Raw genomic sequence first — 18,042 nt, 5'->3', positions numbered from 1 at the left:
GGGTCAGCAGGCGGGGCGGCGTTCCGGCGGCATCGCCGCGGTGCGGGCCGGTTCGATCGCGGCGGTGCCGGCCGGCTCCAGCGCCGCTGTGCTCGCCGCGGTGCGGGCCGGTTCCATGGCCACGGTGCGGGCCGGTTCCATGGCGGCACTGCGTAGGATCCGCTCCCGGTCCGGCCCGTCGGCGACGCTGACCAGGAAGCAGCCGGTGCCGGGACGGAGCAGGGCCGGCACGTCGAGCACGGCCGCGCCGCGGATCAGCACCGCGGCCAGCTCCCGGTCGGTGAGCCGTACGCCGAGGATGTGCCGGCGGACGTGCCGCCCGCCGGCCAGCAGCGCCGAACGCCACGCCGCCGCGGCGAGCCGGGACACCCACCGCCGGCGGGCCGGCGAGGCGCCGGGCAGCGGACCGCCGAGCAGCTCCCGACGCCCCTGCCACCAACCGGCATCGAGCATCCGGGCGTACGCGCCACGGTGCTCCCGCGGCACCCAGAGCCGGTGCAGTTCGTAGCGGCGGCGCAGGCCGCCGACGGCCACCTCGTGGGTCACCGGGATGTCCAGCCGGGCGAGCAACTGCCGCATCCGCTGGGCGGCGTCCTCCCGGTTGAACTCCACCCCCGGCGAGTGTGCCGGGAGCGTCGCCGTCAACCGTGCGGCGGTCGGCCGTGGCGTGCAGCGCAGCAGGCAGGCGGCCTCGAACGCGTCGCCCAGGGTCAGCCAGTCCAGCGGGGGTGGCGTCACCGGGGACGGGCGCCGGTCGAGCAGGGCGGGTTCTCGGGCCAACGGGGGTGCTCCCTTGTCGGAGTCTGGGTTCCCCTACCGTGGCCCCTGCGCCGCCGATGCGGAACCGGTCCCGCCCAGCCTTGAGGAAATCTTGCGGCTGTCGCGCTAGAGGTCGGTGACCACCAGATCCACCTGCCGCGGCCGGCCGGGGGCGGCCGTCTGCTCCAGAACGGTGTGCTTCAGGTCGCGCAGCGCGCCGATCAGCTCCCCGGCGGTACGCGGCCGGGCCCCAGCGACCAGCAGGTCACGGACCAACCGCCCCTTGGTGGCCTTGTTGAAGTGGCTCACCACCGAGCGGACCGGCACCCCGTCGACCTCCCGCTCGTGCAGCACCCGCAGCGTCACCGTCCGCTCGGCCAGCTCCCCGCGCGGCGTCCAGGTGGCCGCGTACGCGCCGGAGCGCAGGTCGAGCACCGGCCCGGAACCGGCCGCGGCGGACAGCACCGGCGCCAGCACCGGCCGCCAGTACGCCGACAGCGCCCCCACGCCGGGCAGGCGGGCGCCGATCGGGCAGCGGTACGGCGGAATCCGGTCGGCGAGCCGCACCGCGCCCCACAGTCCGGAGCTGATCAGGATCGACCGGCGCGCCGTCCGCTGCGCCGCCGCCGGCAGGGAGGCCAGGTCCAGCGCCTCGTAGAGCACTCCGGTGTAGATCTGCGCGGCCGGCGCGGTGGCCGCCACCCGCAGACGGGCGTTGCGGCGCAGCTCGCCACGCTGGCCCTCGCTGAGCCCGAGCGCGTCCAGCGCCGCCGCCTCGTCCGGCCCGGCGCTCAGCGCCACGAGCGCGTCGAGCACCCGCTCCCGGGCGGGGTTCAACTCGGGCAACGCGAGCCGGTCCGGGGACCATCGTCGACCGGTGCCGGCGTCGGCCTTGCCCTCCGAGGGCGGCAGCAGGATGAGCATCGGGGTCTCCTCGACGGGCGGACGGCGGCGGCCCGGCCAGCGTACGACCCGCCGTTACCGCCAGGGCCGGACCGGGGTGTCGGGGTGGTACACGCGATAGCCGTCGACCTCGCGGACCGGTGCGGCGTCGGGCCGGTCGGCGAGCAGCCGGCGCAGCCGCCGTTCCATCGGCGAGTCGACCTCCACCACGTAGCCGGGTCGCTCGGCGCGGCCGACCTGTCGCCAGTACGGCAGGTAGCGGTTCTGCCCGGGGGACAGGTCGCCGTCGAGCACACCGCAGACCACCGTCTCGTCCGTGTTGAAGATCAGCCGGTTGCAGGTCCAGTAGTCCCCGTACACCTCGTGGGGGCCGTTGGCGCGCAGCGCCGACGCCAGCTGCCGGGCCTGGCGCTCCTCGGTCAGCGACGCCTCGACGCCGGTGGTCGCGAAGAGCACGGTGATCACCAGCGTGGTCGCGGTCAGCGCGGCCAGCACGGCGGTGGCCAGCGCGCCGGTGAGCCGGCCGAGCGCGCCCACCGTGCCCCGCCAGCAGGCGACGGCGGCCACCCAGAGCGGCCAGAGCACCGCCGGCAGCGACAGTTGCAGCACCGACAGGTAGCGGGCGTTGTCCAGCGGGCTGGTCGCGGCGAGCGGGCTGCGCACGTACGACAGCATGGTCAACGCGGCGCCGGCGAGCAGCGCGAGCTGCACCACCGGCCGGATCCGCTCCCCGCGGGACGTCCCGGCGGCCCGGCGGTACGCGAGCACCGCGACCACCGCGGCGACCACCAGCAGCACCGGATAGAGCAGCCCGAACCACTGCTGCCAGCGACCGCAGCCGTCCACCGGGCAGAGCCCGTGCGCCAGCGGCACCCCCTCCAGCAGGCCGCCCCGGATCCGCTCGGACCACGGCGGCAGCGGGCCCGCCTTGGTGCTGACCTCCCGGAACACCGACAGCGAGTCCGCACCCGGCGGCGCCCGCAGGTTGTCGTAGATCATCGGCGCCACCCCGACCACGAAACCCGCCACCAGCAACAGGCCGGACCAGCCGAGGAGCTCCCGCCGCACCGCCCACACCAGGGCCAGCCCGGCCACCGTCAGGTACGGCAGGATCAGCCAGTCCGACCAGGCGGCCAGCCCGACGAGCAGACCGAACAGGGCGACGGCGAGCCGCCGACGGTGGACCGTGCCGGCCGCCAACCCCACCGTGATCAGCAGCATCAGCAGCACCGCCGGCTTCACCTCCGGCCGTCCGCCGACGACGGTGAGCTGGTCCCGCACCACCCGTTCCGGTCCGAGCGCCAGCAGACCGACCACGAAGGCGGCGAACCACGGCGCGTACAGCCGACGGGTCAGCCGGTGGATCAGGTAGAGGAAGACCGCGTACAGCGCGAGCATCGGCAGCCGCAGCACCGGCCAGCTCGGCCCGGTCACGGCGACCAGCGGCGCGGCCAGGTACGACTCCAGCATCCCCATGTAGTGCTGGCCGTAGAGGAAGACCGGCCGTTCCCGGCCCTGCGCGATGTGCAGCGCGGCGAGACCGAACGTCGCCTCGTCGCTGTTCGACACCGGCACGGTGTACAGCGTCAGGACCAGCCGATACCCGACGCCGGCCAGCCCGAACAGCAGCGCGACGAGCGCCGGCCGGTCGAGTCGCGGGCGCCGTCGCCCACGGTGCTGCTCTGGATGCGACACGACCACGCCCCCGTCGTCGTCCCGACCGGAGTGTTTCACGGACGGCGGGCCGGCCGGGGTGGTTCGGCGCAGGCTGCGTCCGCTCGCATGGCCGTGGCCGTCGACGTGTGGCAGGGTTGGCGGGTGCCACCCACTCCCGCCGGCCAGCTGGCCGTTCCGAACCTGCACCGGGCCGCGCGGATCGAGGACGCCGTGCACCAGCTCGTGGAGCGTCGGTTGCGGCGCACAGGCTGGCGAATCAACATCATCGCGTACACCGGCTACGGCTCACCGGGCTGGGTGCGGGTGATGTGCCGGGTGCTGCTGGGCCGCCCCGACACCCGGCAGCGGGGCCGCCTGGACAAGGTCCGCGGCTGGCGCAGCTTCACCACCCTGCCCGCCAAGCACGTCACGGTGACCATCGAAGCCGGTGGGGTGCGCTGCGAGGCGCGGGCCGACCGCAGCGGCTTCGTCGACACGCTCGTCGAGGCCGACCTGCCGCCCGGCTGGGGCACGGTCCGGCTCAGCGTGCCGGACGCGGAGCCCGTCGACGCGCCGGTGCGCATCCTCGACCCGGAGGTCCGCTTCGGCATCCTCTCCGACATCGACGACACGGTGATGGTGACCGCGCTGCCCCGGCCGCTGCTGGCCGCGTGGAACACCTTCGTGCTCGACGAGCACGCCCGGGCCGCCGTGCCCGGCATGGCGGTGCTCTACGAGCGGCTGGTCACCGCGCATCCCGGCGCGCCGGTCTTCTACCTCTCCACCGGCGCGTGGAACGTGGCGCCGACGCTGACCCGCTTCCTGTCCCGGCACCTCTACCCGGCCGGGCCGCTGCTGCTCACCGACTGGGGTCCGACCGCCGACCGCTGGTTCCGCAGCGGCCGGGAGCACAAGCGGGTCACCCTGGCCCGCCTGGCCCGGGAGTTCCCCGAGGTGCGCTGGCTGCTGGTCGGCGACGACGGCCAGCACGACCAGGAGATCTACCGGGAGTTCGCCGCCGCCCACCCGGAGAACGTCGCCGGGGTGGCGATCCGGCGACTCTCCCCGACCCAGTCGGTGCTGGCCGGTAGCCTGCCCGCCCCGGCCGAGCGCCCGTCGACGGCGGCGGTGGGGCAGAAGTGGCTCTCCGCCCCGGACGGCGCGGGCCTGTGGCAACTGCTGCGCGACGCCGGCCTGGTCTGACCCCGCGCAGCTCGCGGGCCGTCAGCCCGTACGCAGCCAGATGACGCCCAGCGGGGGGACCTGGAGGGCGGCGGAGGCGACCATGCCGTGCCACGGCACGTCCTCGGCGTGCACCTTGCCCAGGTTGCCCACCCCGGACCCGCCGTAGTGCTGCGCGTCGGTGTTGAGCACCTCGGTCCAGGTGCCGCCGGCCGGCAGGCCGATCCGGTAGTCGTGCAGCGGCTGGGCGGAGAAGTTCGCCACGCAGACCAGCGTCGAGCCGTCCGGGGCGATCCGGATGAACGAGACGGTGTTGTTGGCGACGTCGTCGCCGGCGATCCAGCGGAAGCCGGCGGGCTCGGTGTCCTGCGCCCAGAGCGCCGGGGTGGCCCGGTAGATCCGGTTGAGGTCGCCGACCAGGCGCTGCACGCCGGCCCGGGCCGGGTCGTGCAGCAGGTACCAGTCGAGGCCACGCTCCTCGCTCCACTCCCGGTCGTCGGCCAGCTCGGAGCCCATGAAGAGCAGTTGCTTGCCCGGGTGCGCCCACATGTACGCCAGCAGCGCCCGAACGTTGGCCAGCCGCTGCCAGGTGTCGCCGGGCATCTTGCCGGCGAGGGAGCCCTTGCCGTGCACGACCTCGTCGTGGCTGATCGGCAGGACGTAGTTCTCGCTCCAGGCGTACGCCAGGGAGAACGTGAGCTGGTGGTGGTGGTGCTGGCGGTAGATCGGGTCCTTCGAGGTGTAGAGCAGGGTGTCGTGCATCCAGCCCATGTTCCACTTGAACCCGAAGCCCAGCCCGCCGTCGGCCGTCGGCCGGGTCACGCCCGGCCAGGCGGTGGACTCCTCGGCGATCAGCACCACCCCGGCGTGGTGCTTGTAGACGGTCGCGTTCACCTCCTGCATGAACGCGATGGCCTCCAGGTTCTCCCGGCCGCCGTACTGGTTGGGGGCCCACTCGCCGTCCTTGCGGGAGTAGTCCAGGTAGAGCATCGAGGCGACGGCGTCCACGCGGAGCCCGTCGACGTGGAACTGGTCGCACCAGTAGAGCGCGTTGGCGACGAGGAAGTTGCGGACCTCGCGGCGGCCGAAGTCGAAGACGTAGGTGCCCCAGTCGGGGTGCTCGCCGCGCCGCGGGTCGGGGTGCTCGTAGAGCGGGGTGCCGTCGAAGCGCGCGAGGGCCCACTCGTCCTTGGGGAAGTGCGCGGGCACCCAGTCCAGGATCACGCCGATGCCGGCGGCGTGCAGCTGGTCGACGAGGTGCCGGAACTCGTCGGGGTCGCCGAAGCGGGAGGTCGGCGCGTAGTAGCCGGTCACCTGGTAGCCCCAGGAACCGCCGAACGGGTGCTCCATGACCGGTAGGAACTCCACGTGGGTGAAGCCCAGCTCGGTGACGTACGCCGTGAGCTGCTCGGCCAGCTCGCGGTAACCCAGGCCGGGCCGCCACGAGCCGAGGTGCACCTCGTAGACGCTCATCGGCTCCTGGTGCGGCTGCCGCTGGGCCCGCCGGGCCAGCCAGTCGGCGTCGTTCCACCGGTACGTCGAGTGGTGCACCACCGAGGCGGTCGCGGGCGGCACCTCGGCGTACCCCGCGAGGGGGTCGGCCTTGTCCCGCCACTGCCCGTCGGCGCCGAGGACGCGGTACTTGTAGCGCGCGCCGACCCGGGCGTTGGGCACGAACAGCTCCCACACGCCGCTGGAGCCGAGCGAGCGCATCGGCCAGCCGTCGTCAGGCGCCCAGCCGGTGAAGTCGCCGACCACCCGTACCCCTCGGGCGTTGGGCGCCCACACGCTGAACGCCACGCCCTCGTCGAAGACCCGCGCGCCGAGCGCCTCCCACAGCCGCTCGTGCCGGCCCTCGCCGATCAGGTGCAGGTCCAGTTCGCCGAGGGTCGGCGGGTAGCGGTACGGGTCGTCGTGGGTCGCCCCGTCGACCTCCACCCGGTAGTCGAGGACCTCGCCGGGCAGCACCGCCTCGAACACGCCGGCGTCGTGCACCCGCTTCATCGGGTGTCGCTCGTCGCCGACGAGCAGCACCACGTCGCCGGCGCCCCGGCGCATCGTGCGGATCGTCGTCGAGGAGTCGGCGGGGTGCGCGCCGAGCAGCGCGTGCGGGTCGTGCGTCGCGCCGGTGATCAGCTGGTCCATCGAGGATCCTTCGGGGCGGGAGCGGTCCGCGCGGAGCGGGACGAACGGGCGGCGGAGAGGCGGGACGCCACGGTGGCCGGGGTTGTCGGCGCGGGGCCGCCCGAGAGGTCGTCCGGCACGTCGGCGACGGTGAGGTGCGCCGGCTCGGCGCCCGCCGGCTCGGGCGTGGCAGGCGGGGTGGGGCGGCGAACGGTCAGCACGTGCGCCGGTTGCAGGTACGGGTCGAGCCGGACCGCGTTGCGCTGGCCCCAGTCGTAGCTGGTGCCGGTGACCTCGTCGTGCACGGTGAACCGCTCGTGCCAGTCGAAGCCGAGCGCCGGCATGTCCAGCGTGGTGTTGCCCCACTGCACCGCACGAGGGTCGAAGGAGCAGATCACGATGACGCTGTTGCCGGTCTCCGGGTCGTGCTTGGACCAGCACAGCAACGCCGGGTTGTCGATCTCGTGGAAGCGCAGGTTGCGCAGTTGGTGCAGGGCCGGATTGTCCCGGCGGACCCGGTTGAGGGTGGCGATGAACGGGGCCAGCGACCGGCCCTGCGCCTCCGCACCGGCCCAGTCCCGGGGACGCAGCTCGTACTTCTCGTTGTCCAGGTACTCCTCGGCGCCCGGACGGGCCACGTGCTCGAACAGCTCGAAGCCGGCGTACATGCCCCAGGAGGGGGAGAGCAGCGCGGCCAGCACCGCCCGGATCTTGAACATCGGCGGGCCGCCGTGCTGCAACGACTCGTGCAGGATGTCCGGCGTGTTCGGCCAGAAGTTCGGTCGCATGTAGTCGGCCGACGCGACCAGCTCCTCGCAGTACTCCCGCATCTCGGCCGCCGTCGTGCGCCAGGTGAAATAGGTGTACGACTGCGTGAAGCCGATCTTGCCGAGGCCGTGCATGATGGCCGGCCGGGTGAACGCCTCGGCGAGGAACAGCACGTCCGGGTCGACCTTCTTCACCTCGGCGATCAGCCAGTGCCAGAAGTCGAACGGCTTGGTGTGCGGGTTGTCCACCCGGAAGATCCGGACGCCCTCGCCGACCCAGTGCAGCACCACCCGCAGCACCTCGGCCCGGATGCCCTCGGGGTCGTTGTCGAAGTTGACCGGGTAGATGTCCTGGTACTTCTTCGGCGGGTTCTCCGCGTACGCGATGCTGCCGTCGGCCCGGGTGGTGAACCACTCCGGGTGCTCGGTGACCCACGGGTGGTCCGGCGCGCACTGCAACGCCAGGTCCATCGTCACCTCCAGGCCCTGCGCCGCCGCCGCCTCGATGAAGGCGCGGAAGTCCGCCGGCGTACCCAGGTCGGGGTGGATGGCGTCGTGGCCGCCCTCGGCGGCGCCGATCGCCCACGGCGAGCCCACGTCGTCGGGCCCCGCGGTGAGCGCGTTGTTGCGGCCCTTGCGGTTGACCCGGCCGATCGGGTGGATCGGCGGCAGATAGAGCACGTCGAAGCCCATCGCGGCGACACCGGGCAGTCGCTCGGTGGCGGTGGCGAAGGTGCCCGACCGGCCCTGTGCCGCTCCCTCGGAGCGGGGAAAGAACTCGTACCAGGCTGAGAAGAGCGCCCGCTTGCGGTCCACCCAGATGGAGTACGTCTCACCGACGGTCACCAGCTCCCGCACCGGGTGCTCCCAGAGCAGGTCGGCCAGGGCCAGCGCCGGGTCGACCCGCTGGGGCAGCGGCAGGTCCGTGTCCGCGAGGGCGGCGAGGGCGTCAGCGACCCGGGGGCGGTCGCTCACCGGAACGAGGTCCCGGGCGGCGGCGAGCACCCGTGTGCCCTCGGCCAGGTCGTTGGCCAGCTCGGCCGGCCCCTGCCCGGCGGCGATCTTCTTGGTCACCGCGTTCTGCCAGGTCAGGTACGGGTCCTGGAACGCCTCGACGGCGAAGGTCCAGGTGCCCACGGCGTCCGGACGGATCACCGCGTGCCAGCGGTCCTGGCCGGGCTCACCGGGGCGCATCCGGGTGAACGGCTGGCTCGCGCCGTCCGGGCCGGCCCACACCACGTTGCAGCCCAGCGCGTCGTGCCCCTCCCGGTAGGCGCGCGCCGACACCGGAACCGGTTCGTCGACCACCGCCTTGGCCGGGTACCGCCCGCAGGAGACGACGGGGGAGACGTCTTCGATCGGGAACCGTCCAGTCACCCCGCCAACCTACTGCGCGAGATCCGTTCGCGCGCGGCCAAGCACGCCTGTCAGTCCCGCACCCCGGGATCGTGGACGAGGATGCGCGGATCGTCGTGGTGCGGGTCCCGGGGGCGGAGTCAGGCAGGCGACGTCGTTGCTCAAATCCCCGCCGGGAACGGCGATCTGAGCGGAGTCAGCCCGCCGCCCGGACCGAGCGGTAGACGTCGAGCGTCTGTTGAGCGACGGCGTCCCAGGAGAAGTGCTCCACCGCGCGCCGCCGGCCGGCCAGGCCGAACCGCTCGGTGCGGGCCGGGTCGGCGAGCAGCGTGTTGATCGCCGCCGCGAGGTCGGCCACGAACCGCTCCGGCCGCAACGGCGTCCCGGACCCGTCGGTCGCCTGCTCGATCGGCACCAGCAGGCCCGTCTCGCCGTCGGCCACCACCTCGGGGATGCCGCCGGTGGCGGTCGCCACCACCGCCGTCTCGCAGGCCATCGCCTCCAGGTTGACGATGCCCATCGGCTCGTACACGGACGGGCAGGCGAAGACGGTGGCGTGGGTGAGCACCTGGATCACCTCGGGCTTGGGCAGCATCTCGGCCACCCACACCACGCCGGAGCGGTTGGCCCGAAGCTCGGCGGCCAACTCCTGGACCTCGGCGGCGATCTCCGGGGTGTCCGGTGCGCCGGCGAGCAGCACGAGCTGGGTGTCCGCCGGCAGCTCCCGGGCGGCCCGCAGCAGGTAGGGCAGCCCCTTCTGCCGGGTGATCCTTCCCACGTACACCACGCTGGGCCGAGCCGGGTCGATGCCGAGGCGGTCGAGCACGTCGGTGCCCCGGTCCGGGGCGTACTGGGCGGTGTCGATGCCGTTGTAGACCACCCGGACCCGGTCCGGGTCGACCTGCGGGTAGGCGGCCAGCACGTCACGGCGCATCCCGCCACTGACCGCGATCACCGCGTCGGCGGCCTCCACCGCCGTGCGCTCGCACCAGGAGGAGAGCGCGTAGCCGCCGCCGAGCTGCTCGGCCTTCCACGGCCGCAGCGGCTCCAGGCTGTGCGCCGTCACCACGTGCGGCACCCCGTGCAGCAGCTTCGCGGTGTGCCCGGCCAGGTTCGCGTACCAGGTATGGCTGTGCACCACGTCGGTGCCCGCCGTGCCGGCGGCCATCTCCAGGTCCACGCCCATCGTGCGCAGCGCGGCGTTCGCGCCGGTCAGGCCGGGCGGTTCGGTGTACGCGGTGACGCCCGGCTCGGCGCGCGGCAGGCCGAAGCAGTGCACCCGCACGTCGGCCAGGCGGCGCAACTCCCGGGCCAGGTACTCGACGTGCACTCCGGCGCCGCCGTAGACCTCCGGCGGGTACTCCCGGGTCAGCAGATCGACGCGCAGCGGGGTGGGTTCCGTCATGACCCCGCACCCTAGTGCAGAAGACTCCCCGTACGAGTGGTGAAGTGGGGCGAGGGTGGATAGCGTCTGGGCATGGCTGCCAAGGTGCTCGCGATCGTCCTGGCGGGTGGGGAGGGCAAGCGCCTGATGCCGCTCACCACGGACCGGGCCAAGCCGGCCGTCCCGTTCGGCGGGATGTACCGCATGGTCGACTTCGTCCTCTCCAACCTGGCCAACGCCGGCTATCTCAAGATCGTCGTGCTGACCCAGTACAAGTCCCACTCCCTCGACCGGCACATCACCAAGACCTGGCGGATGTCCACGCTGCTCGGCAACTACGTCACGCCGGTGCCGGCGCAGCAGCGCCGCGGGCCCTGGTGGTTCGCCGGCTCCGCCGACGCCATCTACCAGAGCTTCAACCTGATCAACGACGAGCAGCCCGACTACGTGATCGTCTTCGGCGCCGACCACATCTACCGGATGGACCCGCGGCAGATGGTGGAGGACCACATCGCCTCCGGCGCCGCCGTGACCGTCGCCGGCATCCGCCAGCCGCTGTCGATGGCCGACCAGTTCGGCGTCATCGAGGTCGGCGAGGACGGCCGGCGCATCCGGGCCTTCCGGGAGAAGCCCACCGACGCGGTCGGCCTGCCCGACGCGCCGGACGAGATCTACGCCTCGATGGGCAACTACGTCTTCACCACCCGCGCGCTCTGCGAGGCCGTCGAGCGCGACGCGGAGGACAAGACCAGCAAGCACGACATGGGCGGGAGCATCATCCCGATGCTCGTCGAGCGGGGCGAGGCGAACGTCTACGACTTCCGCGACAACGAGGTGCCGGGCAGCACCGACCGGGACCGGGGCTACTGGCGGGATGTCGGGACGCTCGACTCCTTCTACGACGCGCACATGGACCTGATCAACGTGCACCCCGTGTTCAACATGTACAACTTCGACTGGCCGATCTACACGGAGCAGCCACCGTGGCCGCCGGCGAAGTTCGTGCACCAGTGGGGGGAGCGCGTCGGCCGGGCGGTCGGCTCGATGATCTCCCCGGGCGTGGTGATCTCCGGCTCGCTGGTGGAAAATTCGATCGTCTCGCCGAAGGTGCGGGTGCACTCCTGGGCGCACGTCGAGGGCTCCGTGCTGATGGAGGGTGTGGAGATCGGCCGGCACGCGGTGGTCCGGCGCGCCATCCTGGACAAGAACGTGTTCGTCCCGGAGGGCGCCGAGATCGGCGTCGACCTGGAGAAGGACCGGCAGCGCTACACCGTCTCCGACAACGGCATCGTGGTGATCGGCAAGGGCCAGAGAGTCGAGCCGTGACCCGAGCCCGCCCGTCGTTGATCGCAGTACCGAGGAGGTAGACCCCCGTGACCCATCCCCGTGCCGGCCAGCCCGCCGAGCCGGCCGACCTGGTCGACGTGCCGCGCCTGGTGACCGCCTACTACGCCGAGCATCCGGACCCGGCGGACCCGGCGCAGCAGGTCTCCTTCGGCACCTCCGGCCACCGGGGCTCCAGCCTGCGCAACGCGTTCAACTCCGACCACATCCTCGCGGTCACCCAGGCGCTCTGCGACTACCGGCGCGAGCAGGGCCTGGACGGTCCGCTCTTCCTCGCCCGGGACACCCACGCGCTCTCCGCGCCGGCCGCGGTGGACGCCCTGGAGGTGCTCGCCGCCAACGGGGTCACCGTGCTGGTGGACAGCCGTGACGGCTACACCCCCACCCCGGCGCTGTCGCACGCGATCCTCACCCACAACCGGGGGCGCACCAGCGGGCTCGCCGACGGCATCGTCATCACCCCGTCGCACAACCCGCCCGACGACGGCGGCTTCAAGTACAACCCCACCAACGGCGGGCCGGCCGACACCGACGTCACCCGGTGGATCCAGGACCGGGCCAACGCGATCCTCGCCGCCGGGCTCAAGGAGGTCCGCCGGATCACCTACGCGCGGGCCCGGGCCGCCGACACCACCGGGGAGTACGACTTCCTCGCCAACTACGTCGACGACCTGCAGGCGGCGATCGACATCGACGCCATCCGCGACGCCGGGGTCCGCATCGGCGCGGATCCGCTCGGCGGCGCGAGCGTGGCGTACTGGGGCGAGATCGCCGAGCGACACCGGCTGGACCTGACCGTGGTCAACCCGACGGTCGACCCGACCTGGCGCTTCATGACGCTGGACGGCGACGGCAAGATCCGGATGGACTGCTCCTCGCCGAACGCGATGGCGTCGCTGATCGCCGCCCGCGCCGACTATCAGATCTCCACCGGCAACGACGCCGACGCCGACCGGCACGGCATCGTCACCCCGGACGCCGGCCTGATGAACCCCAACCACTTCCTGGCAGTGGCGATCAACCACCTGTTCCGCACCCGCGGCGACTGGGGCCCGGCCGCCGCGGTGGGCAAGACCCTGGTCTCCTCGTCGATGATCGACCGCGTCGCCGCCGACCTGGGCCGGCCGCTGCTGGAGGTGCCGGTCGGCTTCAAGTGGTTCGTGCCCGGGCTGCTGGACGGCGCGGTCGGCTTCGGCGGCGAGGAGAGCGCCGGCGCGTCGTTCCTGCGCCGCGACGGCTCCACCTGGACCACCGACAAGGACGGCCTCCTGCTCTGCCTGCTCGCCGCCGAGATCCTGGCCAGCACCGGGCGCAGCCCGAGCGAGCACTGGGCGGAGCTGGCGGAACGGTTCGGCGCGCCCTCGTACGCCCGGATCGACGCCCCGGCCACCCGGGAGCAGAAGGCCGTGCTCGGCAAGCTCTCCCCGGAACAGGTCACCGCCACCGAGCTGGCCGGCGAACGGATCACCGCGACGCTGACCACCGCGCCCGGCAACGGTGCGGCGATCGGCGGCCTCAAGGTCAGCACGAAGTCCGGCTGGTTCGCCGCCCGACCCTCCGGCACGGAGGACGTCTACAAGATCTACGCCGAGTCGTTCCAGGGCCCCGAGCACCTGTCCCGCATCCAGCAGGAAGCCAAATCCCTGGTCGACAACGTCCTCAAACAGGCCTGAGCACGCCCCGCCCCGGCTGACGCCGCCCACTCCCTCGGGGTGGGCGGCGGCCCGGTCAGCAGGGCGGCGGCAGCTCCCGCTGGCGCCGCCGCAGCTCGTCGGGGAGCAGCTCACTGAGCTGCTCAGGCAGGAACGGCAGGTCGAGCAGCGTCATCTTCAACTGGTTGCGTTCCTGATAGCGCAACGGGTCGAAGCGGACCACCAGGCCGGCGTTGCGGCGGTAGCTGATGTCCACGGCACCCTCGGTCGCCGCGTCCCGGAACACCAACCCGTCCATCTCCACCACGACGGACGACGAGTTGGGCTCCAGCTCCAACCGGATCTTCTCGTCCGGTGAGAGCACCACCGCCCGGGAGATGCCCGCCATCGGCGCCGACGGCGTCACCACCACCACGTCCGCCGCCGGGGAGATCAGCGGGCCGCCCGCCGCGTAGCTGTACGCCGTCGAGCCGGTCGGCGTGCTGACCACCACCGCATCGGCGCGGTAGTAGCCGTACTGCTGGCCGTCCACCGCGAGTGTGGCGGTGACGAAGCCGGAGCCCGGCTGGCGGACCAGCGCGATGTCGTTGAACGCCACCACGTCGTCGCCGCACACGTCGCAGGCCAGGCAGGCGTGCGACTCGATCGTGAAGTCCTTCGACAGCAACCGGCTCAACGCCTCGGGCAGCTTCGGCGGCTCGATCTCGACCAGGAAGCCGAGGCGGCCCAGGTGCACGCCGAGCACCGGCTTCGGGTCGAGGACGGCGGAGCGCAGCGCACCCAGCATGGTGCCGTCACCGCCGATGCTGATCAAGGCGTCGGCGCGGACGGCCACCTCGTCCTCCGGCACAGGCTCGACGCTGGCCGGCACACGGTGCTTGTCCTCCGCGCGCACCATCAACGATTTGTGGTGGCGAGTGGCCCACCGTTCGATGATCCCGACCACCTCGGTGACATCCCGGGTGGGGTGCAGTACCAGACCCAGCCCCGACACCCGTACAGCTCACCACATCGGTGGCGGCCGCGCCGGGCGTACACCGAAGGGACGTGCCGTCAGCGCAGGGTCGCCACGTGTCGCTATCCACCTCGTGAGCCTCGACAAAGAGGAAGTCGTAGTTCTCCTTGTCTCGAACGAGATGAGAGAGCCGCTCGCGGCTCGTCGCCTCGGCCAGGTCCACGGTGCGGGTACCACTCGCCTGTAAGCGGGTCCAACGGTGCGCCGCCTTGCCGGGTCCGGCCCCTCCCTCGGAGTGGGCGAACGGCGGACTCGTTGCGGCGGTGCAAGCTCGCTGTTTGGGTTGACGGCCACTTCCGTCCCTTCTGCCCGCTTTGCCGGCTATGGTGCTCGAGTGTGTCTTCTGCCGGAAATATTCGTTACTCAGCAGATGAGTATCAGATCGCGACGCGGCTTGGTGGAACGGTGAGGGGTGGCGGAGTGCTCAGCCCTCCCGAGGCCAACGTGTGGCGGTCGGGTGGGCGAGCCGGCGGGCCGGACGCCGGCTCCGGCGTCGTCGGGCCGTTGGCCGCACGGCTCTTTCGCTGCTACCCGGTCAGCCTGGTGGTGCTTGCGCCCTACGTGCTGTTCGTCCTTCCGGTGGCGGTGGTGTACGAGAACCCCGACCTCGGGTTTTTGGTGCGTCTGGTCGGAATGGCGCTGGCGGGCAGCATGCTGGTGGAGACAGCCGCCTTGCTGCTCCGTAGATCAGCTCATGGCTGGGATCGGGGCGTACGGGCGGCCAACGACCATCCGCGCATCTACGCCGTGGCCCGCGGCGTCACCACGGTCAGCATCGTCGGTGACTTAATCGGTGCCGTGGTCGGGCGTGGGACCATTTTCACGCAGGTGTCCGGGAATCTGCCCAACTCACCGCTCGCCAGCTTCTCGGCCCTGGTGTCCGGCTGGTCGGCGCTTGCCGTCGCCCTGCTGATCGCCTCTAGCCTCGGCGGCCGTGCCAGTCGACGGAGGGTCGGTGGCTGGCTGCTCGCGCTGGCGCTGACCCAGGTGCTTCTCGTTGTCATGACGGCTCGCTCCGCGCCCCTGCTCGGGTTTATTTCGTTCCTGGCGGCGGCGACCGCCATCTCGGGGGTCGTCCGGGCCCGCTACGTTGCGGTGGTTGCGGTGGTGCTCGCCCTCGCCTGGCCCGCCCTGTTCGAGTTGCGCAACGACATCCGTCGGGGTGGCGGGGTCAGCGTGTCCGAGCAGGTTACGGCCGACGACCGCCTCCGGCTCGACCTCCAGATGTCGGCGGCCGCTCACCACCGGGTGCCCGTGGACCTGCCACTGCCCGGCCCGGTGGACTACCTACGGTATGGGCTGGTACCCCGGATGCTGGACGCCGACCGTCCCACCATCTCCACCGGGGTGGAGATCAATCAGTATCTGGGCAGCACCGCCACCTCGGCCTACAGCTTTTTGGCTCTGGGCAATGTGTACTTCCTCGGTGGACCGTCGGCGGTCTTCATCTTCTACGGGTTGTGGTCGGCCATTGTGGTGGTGCTGCTGCGTACGGGTGGAGCGCCTGGTCCGGTGCGCATTGCCACGCTCTGCTTCACGCTCGCCGGCCCTCTGCTCTGGTCCAGCACGTACCCCGATTCAATGATCGCCTTCATCCAGCATTCGGTGTCGGCGGTGCCAGTGTTCATGCTGCTTCGGCTGACCGGCAGAGGTGGCAGGTCAGGAAGGGAGCAGCATGCAGGCAGGCGTCGTCAGAGAGGAACTGCGGAGGCTGGCCACGCGCTACCCGCCCGAGTGGCAGGCACGGCTCAAGTATGAGGTGGAGCGGCAGACGTTCCATGTCGGGTTGGTTTCCGAGCTAGCGTCCGTCGGGACGGTCGCCGATGTGGGAGGGGGGACAGGTCTCTTCTCGGTCGGATGTGCCGCCGTGGGTCTGTCCGTCACCCTGATCGATGACTTCGCCGACCCGATGAACGAGTCCCGGACCGACGAACTGCTTGACCTGCACCGCGGTCTCGGCGTCAAGATCGAGGTCCGGGACGTCGTCCGGGAGGGACTGGGCCTACCGCCCGAGTCGATGGACGTTGTCACCACCTTCGACAGCATGGAGCATTGGCACAGCTCCCCGAAGCGCTTGTTCGCGGAGGTGACGACGGCGCTGCGTCCCGGCGGGTGGTTCCTCCTCGGCGTGCCCAACTGCGTGAACCTCCGCAAGCGGATCACCATCCCTCTGGGCAGTGGCAAGTGGTCGTCCATGGCCGACTGGTACGAGCGCCCGCACTTTCGTGGCCACGTCCGGGAACCGGACGTCGACGACTTGCGGTACATCGCCCGGGACATGAGGTTGACGAGCGTGCGGATCATCGGTCGCAATTGGCTCGGTCGGGGCCACGCCCATCCGCTCGTCCGGACGTTGTCCCCGGTGGTGGACCGGGTGCTGCGCAGCCGACCCACGCTCTGCTCGGACATCTACCTGCTCGGACGCAAGCCCCTCGACCGCTGACGGCTGGGCCGTGCGACCCGCGACAAACCATGACATCAACTGAAAGGTGCATGCCCGATGGACCGTTCCTGGCTTGGGCGCGCCGTCCTGGGTGTCCGTCACCAGGCGCTGGCGCGGAAGATCGCACTGTACGACGAGGACCGGGACCGGACCTGGATCGAACGGCACCAGGTACGACGGTTCAACGAAGTGTGGGAGTACTGCCTCGCGAAGGTGCCGTTCTACCGGTCGTGGCGTCGGGAGCATGGTCTTCCGGATCGGATCGACCGGCTCGCGGAACTGCGGCGCTTCCCCTCGTTGACCAAGGAGATCCTCATCGCCCGGCAGGACGAGATCTTCCAGCACGGGCGTATCCGTGACGCCTACACCACCGGCGGCAGCACCGGGCAGCCGACGCGTTATCCCCGTGGCGCCGGCGAGGTTGAGGGGCGGTGGATCGATGCGTACCTCGGCCGGCACTGGGCTGGGATCCGCCCGACCGATCCGGCCGTGCTGCTGTGGGGGCATTCCCACCTCTTCGGCGCTGGCCTGTCCGGCCAGCTGGCACAGGCAAAGCGAAGGCTCGCCGACCTGGTCGTGAATGTCACCCGGCTCAACGCATACGATCTCAGCGAACTGTCGCTGCGGGCGCACTACCTGGCGTTGCGCAGGCGTGACCCGGTTGCGCTCACGGGCTACACCTCGGCGGTGTTCAAGCTGGCGCGTTACATCGAACGGAACCAGCTCGAATTGAGCGAACCACGTCGGCTGCGGGCGGTGGTTATGTGCGCCGAGACGGCCAGCGACGCGGACATCGTCATGGTGGAGCGGGTGTTCAAGGTCCCGGCGGTGATCGAGTACGGCTCGGCCGAAACCGGTGTGCTCGCCATGTCGCGCCGAAGCACACGGGACATCAGAGTCATCTGGGACAGCTTCGTCTGTCATGCCGACGACGACGGTGAACTCAGTGTCACGACCCTCACCAATCGTCTCTTCCCCCTGGTGCGCTACGCCATCGGCGACCGCGTCGAGCCCAGCGATGTGGTCGATGGCAACGCTCTGGCATTTCGGGCGATCCTTGGCCGGCAACAGGACATCGTCAGGATCGGGTCGGCGCGCGGACTCCTTGACCTGTCCGCGATCCTTCCGGTGCACATCCTCAAGTCCTACCCCGGTATCGTCGGAGTGCAGTTCCAGCAGATGCGTCCGGACGCCCTGCGGATTCACGTTGAGGCCGACCGGCGACTCGACCTGTCGGATGTGGGCGCCTACTTCGTACGCGAACTTCGGAAGGACCATCCCGAGCTGTTCGCGGACTCAATCAGCTTCGCCCAGATCTCCGACCCCGCCCGGACCCGAGCCGGCAAGCATGCCCTCTTCGTCTCATGAGGCCGACGGGGCCATCGGACTACCGTCCGTCTCTCATCAGGGTGAAGGTCGTTTGACAGTGGTGCTGACACCTCAGTCTGCCTTCTCGT

Annotated in this window: 13 protein-coding genes; 6 read left to right on the top strand and 7 right to left on the bottom strand. The window is 71.4% G+C overall.

Translation table 11 applies throughout. The annotated features are described in order from the left end of the window. Positions 1-3: 3 nt before the first annotated feature. From EAD98_RS16185 to EAD98_RS16175, 3 genes are all read right to left on the bottom strand, one after another. The gene (locus EAD98_RS16185; RefSeq protein ID WP_233583846.1) at positions 4-780 is read right to left on the bottom strand and encodes a hypothetical protein; all 777 of its coding nucleotides are present in this window, start codon (positions 778-780) and stop codon (positions 4-6) included. Between the two features lie 105 nt (positions 781-885). Continuing rightward, positions 886-1,683 carry a peroxide stress protein YaaA gene (gene yaaA / locus EAD98_RS16180; protein ID WP_121654893.1) on the bottom strand — a complete coding sequence of 266 codons (798 nt, stop codon included), beginning with the start codon at positions 1,681-1,683 and terminating at the stop codon, positions 886-888. A 54-nt stretch (positions 1,684-1,737) separates the two neighbouring features. Further along, positions 1,738-3,357 (bottom strand): glycosyltransferase family 39 protein, encoded by a 1,620-nt coding sequence (locus EAD98_RS16175; RefSeq protein WP_121654922.1) that lies wholly within the window; start codon positions 3,355-3,357, stop codon positions 1,738-1,740. 123 nt (positions 3,358-3,480) lie between these two features. Here EAD98_RS16175 and EAD98_RS16170 point away from each other — a divergent pair, with 123 nt between their 5' ends. After that, positions 3,481-4,521, top strand: a complete 1,041-nt coding sequence (locus tag EAD98_RS16170) for an App1 family protein (protein WP_121654892.1) — start codon at positions 3,481-3,483, stop codon at positions 4,519-4,521. 21 nt (positions 4,522-4,542) lie between these two features. Here the strand turns inward: EAD98_RS16170 and glgB are convergent, their stop codons facing one another. The 3 genes from glgB to glgA form a co-directional block, all read right to left on the bottom strand. Then, positions 4,543-6,645 carry a 1,4-alpha-glucan branching protein GlgB gene (gene glgB / locus EAD98_RS16165; protein ID WP_121654891.1) on the bottom strand — a complete coding sequence of 701 codons (2,103 nt, stop codon included), beginning with the start codon at positions 6,643-6,645 and terminating at the stop codon, positions 4,543-4,545. Then, positions 6,633-8,768, bottom strand: coding sequence for an alpha-1,4-glucan--maltose-1-phosphate maltosyltransferase (locus tag EAD98_RS16160; RefSeq protein WP_233583845.1), 2,136 nt, complete (start codon positions 8,766-8,768; stop codon positions 6,633-6,635). The genes glgB and EAD98_RS16160 overlap by 13 nt, the downstream gene beginning before the upstream one ends. A gap of 175 nt (positions 8,769-8,943) precedes the next feature. Next, positions 8,944-10,152, bottom strand: a complete 1,209-nt coding sequence (gene glgA, locus EAD98_RS16155) for a glycogen synthase (protein ID WP_121654890.1) — start codon at positions 10,150-10,152, stop codon at positions 8,944-8,946. A 72-nt stretch (positions 10,153-10,224) separates the two neighbouring features. Between glgA and glgC the strand changes: the two genes are divergently transcribed. Together glgC and pgm are read left to right on the top strand one after the other, a co-directional pair. Further along, positions 10,225-11,457 carry a glucose-1-phosphate adenylyltransferase gene (gene glgC, locus EAD98_RS16150; RefSeq protein ID WP_121654889.1) on the top strand — a complete coding sequence of 411 codons (1,233 nt, stop codon included), beginning with the start codon at positions 10,225-10,227 and terminating at the stop codon, positions 11,455-11,457. A gap of 47 nt (positions 11,458-11,504) precedes the next feature. Then, positions 11,505-13,148 (top strand): phosphoglucomutase (alpha-D-glucose-1,6-bisphosphate-dependent), encoded by a 1,644-nt coding sequence (pgm, locus tag EAD98_RS16145; RefSeq protein ID WP_121654888.1) that lies wholly within the window; start codon positions 11,505-11,507, stop codon positions 13,146-13,148. A gap of 55 nt (positions 13,149-13,203) precedes the next feature. Here the strand turns inward: pgm and EAD98_RS16140 are convergent, their stop codons facing one another. Further along, positions 13,204-14,121 carry an NAD(+)/NADH kinase gene (locus EAD98_RS16140; protein ID WP_121654887.1) on the bottom strand — a complete coding sequence of 306 codons (918 nt, stop codon included), beginning with the start codon at positions 14,119-14,121 and terminating at the stop codon, positions 13,204-13,206. A 441-nt stretch (positions 14,122-14,562) separates the two neighbouring features. On the opposite strand from EAD98_RS16140, the gene EAD98_RS16135 reads away from it, so the two are divergent. From EAD98_RS16135 to EAD98_RS16125, 3 genes are read left to right on the top strand one after another with little or no spacing between them, the layout of a single operon-like run. Continuing rightward, entirely contained in the window at positions 14,563-15,900 is a 1,338-nt protein-coding gene (locus tag EAD98_RS16135; protein ID WP_121654886.1) for a hypothetical protein, read from the top strand. Further along, positions 15,818-16,585, top strand: coding sequence for a bifunctional 2-polyprenyl-6-hydroxyphenol methylase/3-demethylubiquinol 3-O-methyltransferase UbiG (locus EAD98_RS16130; RefSeq protein ID WP_121654885.1), 768 nt, complete (start codon positions 15,818-15,820; stop codon positions 16,583-16,585). Before EAD98_RS16135 ends, EAD98_RS16130 begins: the two co-directional genes overlap by 83 nt. Before the next feature lie 57 nt (positions 16,586-16,642). After that, positions 16,643-17,953 (top strand): phenylacetate--CoA ligase family protein, encoded by a 1,311-nt coding sequence (locus EAD98_RS16125; protein WP_121654884.1) that lies wholly within the window; start codon positions 16,643-16,645, stop codon positions 17,951-17,953. The last annotated feature ends 89 nt before the right edge of the window (positions 17,954-18,042 follow it).

The organism is Micromonospora sp. CV4 (assembly GCF_003667455.1).
Taxonomy (GTDB): domain Bacteria; phylum Actinomycetota; class Actinomycetes; order Mycobacteriales; family Micromonosporaceae; genus Micromonospora.
This window is presented reverse-complemented; position numbering and strand designations above follow the sequence as displayed.

Coding starts and splice junctions, on each gene's coding strand:
- glgB (WP_121654891.1), bottom strand. CDS start 6,645: ATGGACCAGCTGATCACCGGCGCGACGCACGACCCGCACGCGCTGCTC.
- EAD98_RS16125 (WP_121654884.1), top strand. CDS start 16,643: ATGGACCGTTCCTGGCTTGGGCGCGCCGTCCTGGGTGTCCGTCACCAG.
- EAD98_RS16130 (WP_121654885.1), top strand. CDS start 15,818: ATGCAGGCAGGCGTCGTCAGAGAGGAACTGCGGAGGCTGGCCACGCGC.
- yaaA (WP_121654893.1), bottom strand. CDS start 1,683: ATGCTCATCCTGCTGCCGCCCTCGGAGGGCAAGGCCGACGCCGGCACC.
- glgC (WP_121654889.1), top strand. CDS start 10,225: ATGGCTGCCAAGGTGCTCGCGATCGTCCTGGCGGGTGGGGAGGGCAAG.
- glgA (WP_121654890.1), bottom strand. CDS start 10,152: ATGACGGAACCCACCCCGCTGCGCGTCGATCTGCTGACCCGGGAGTAC.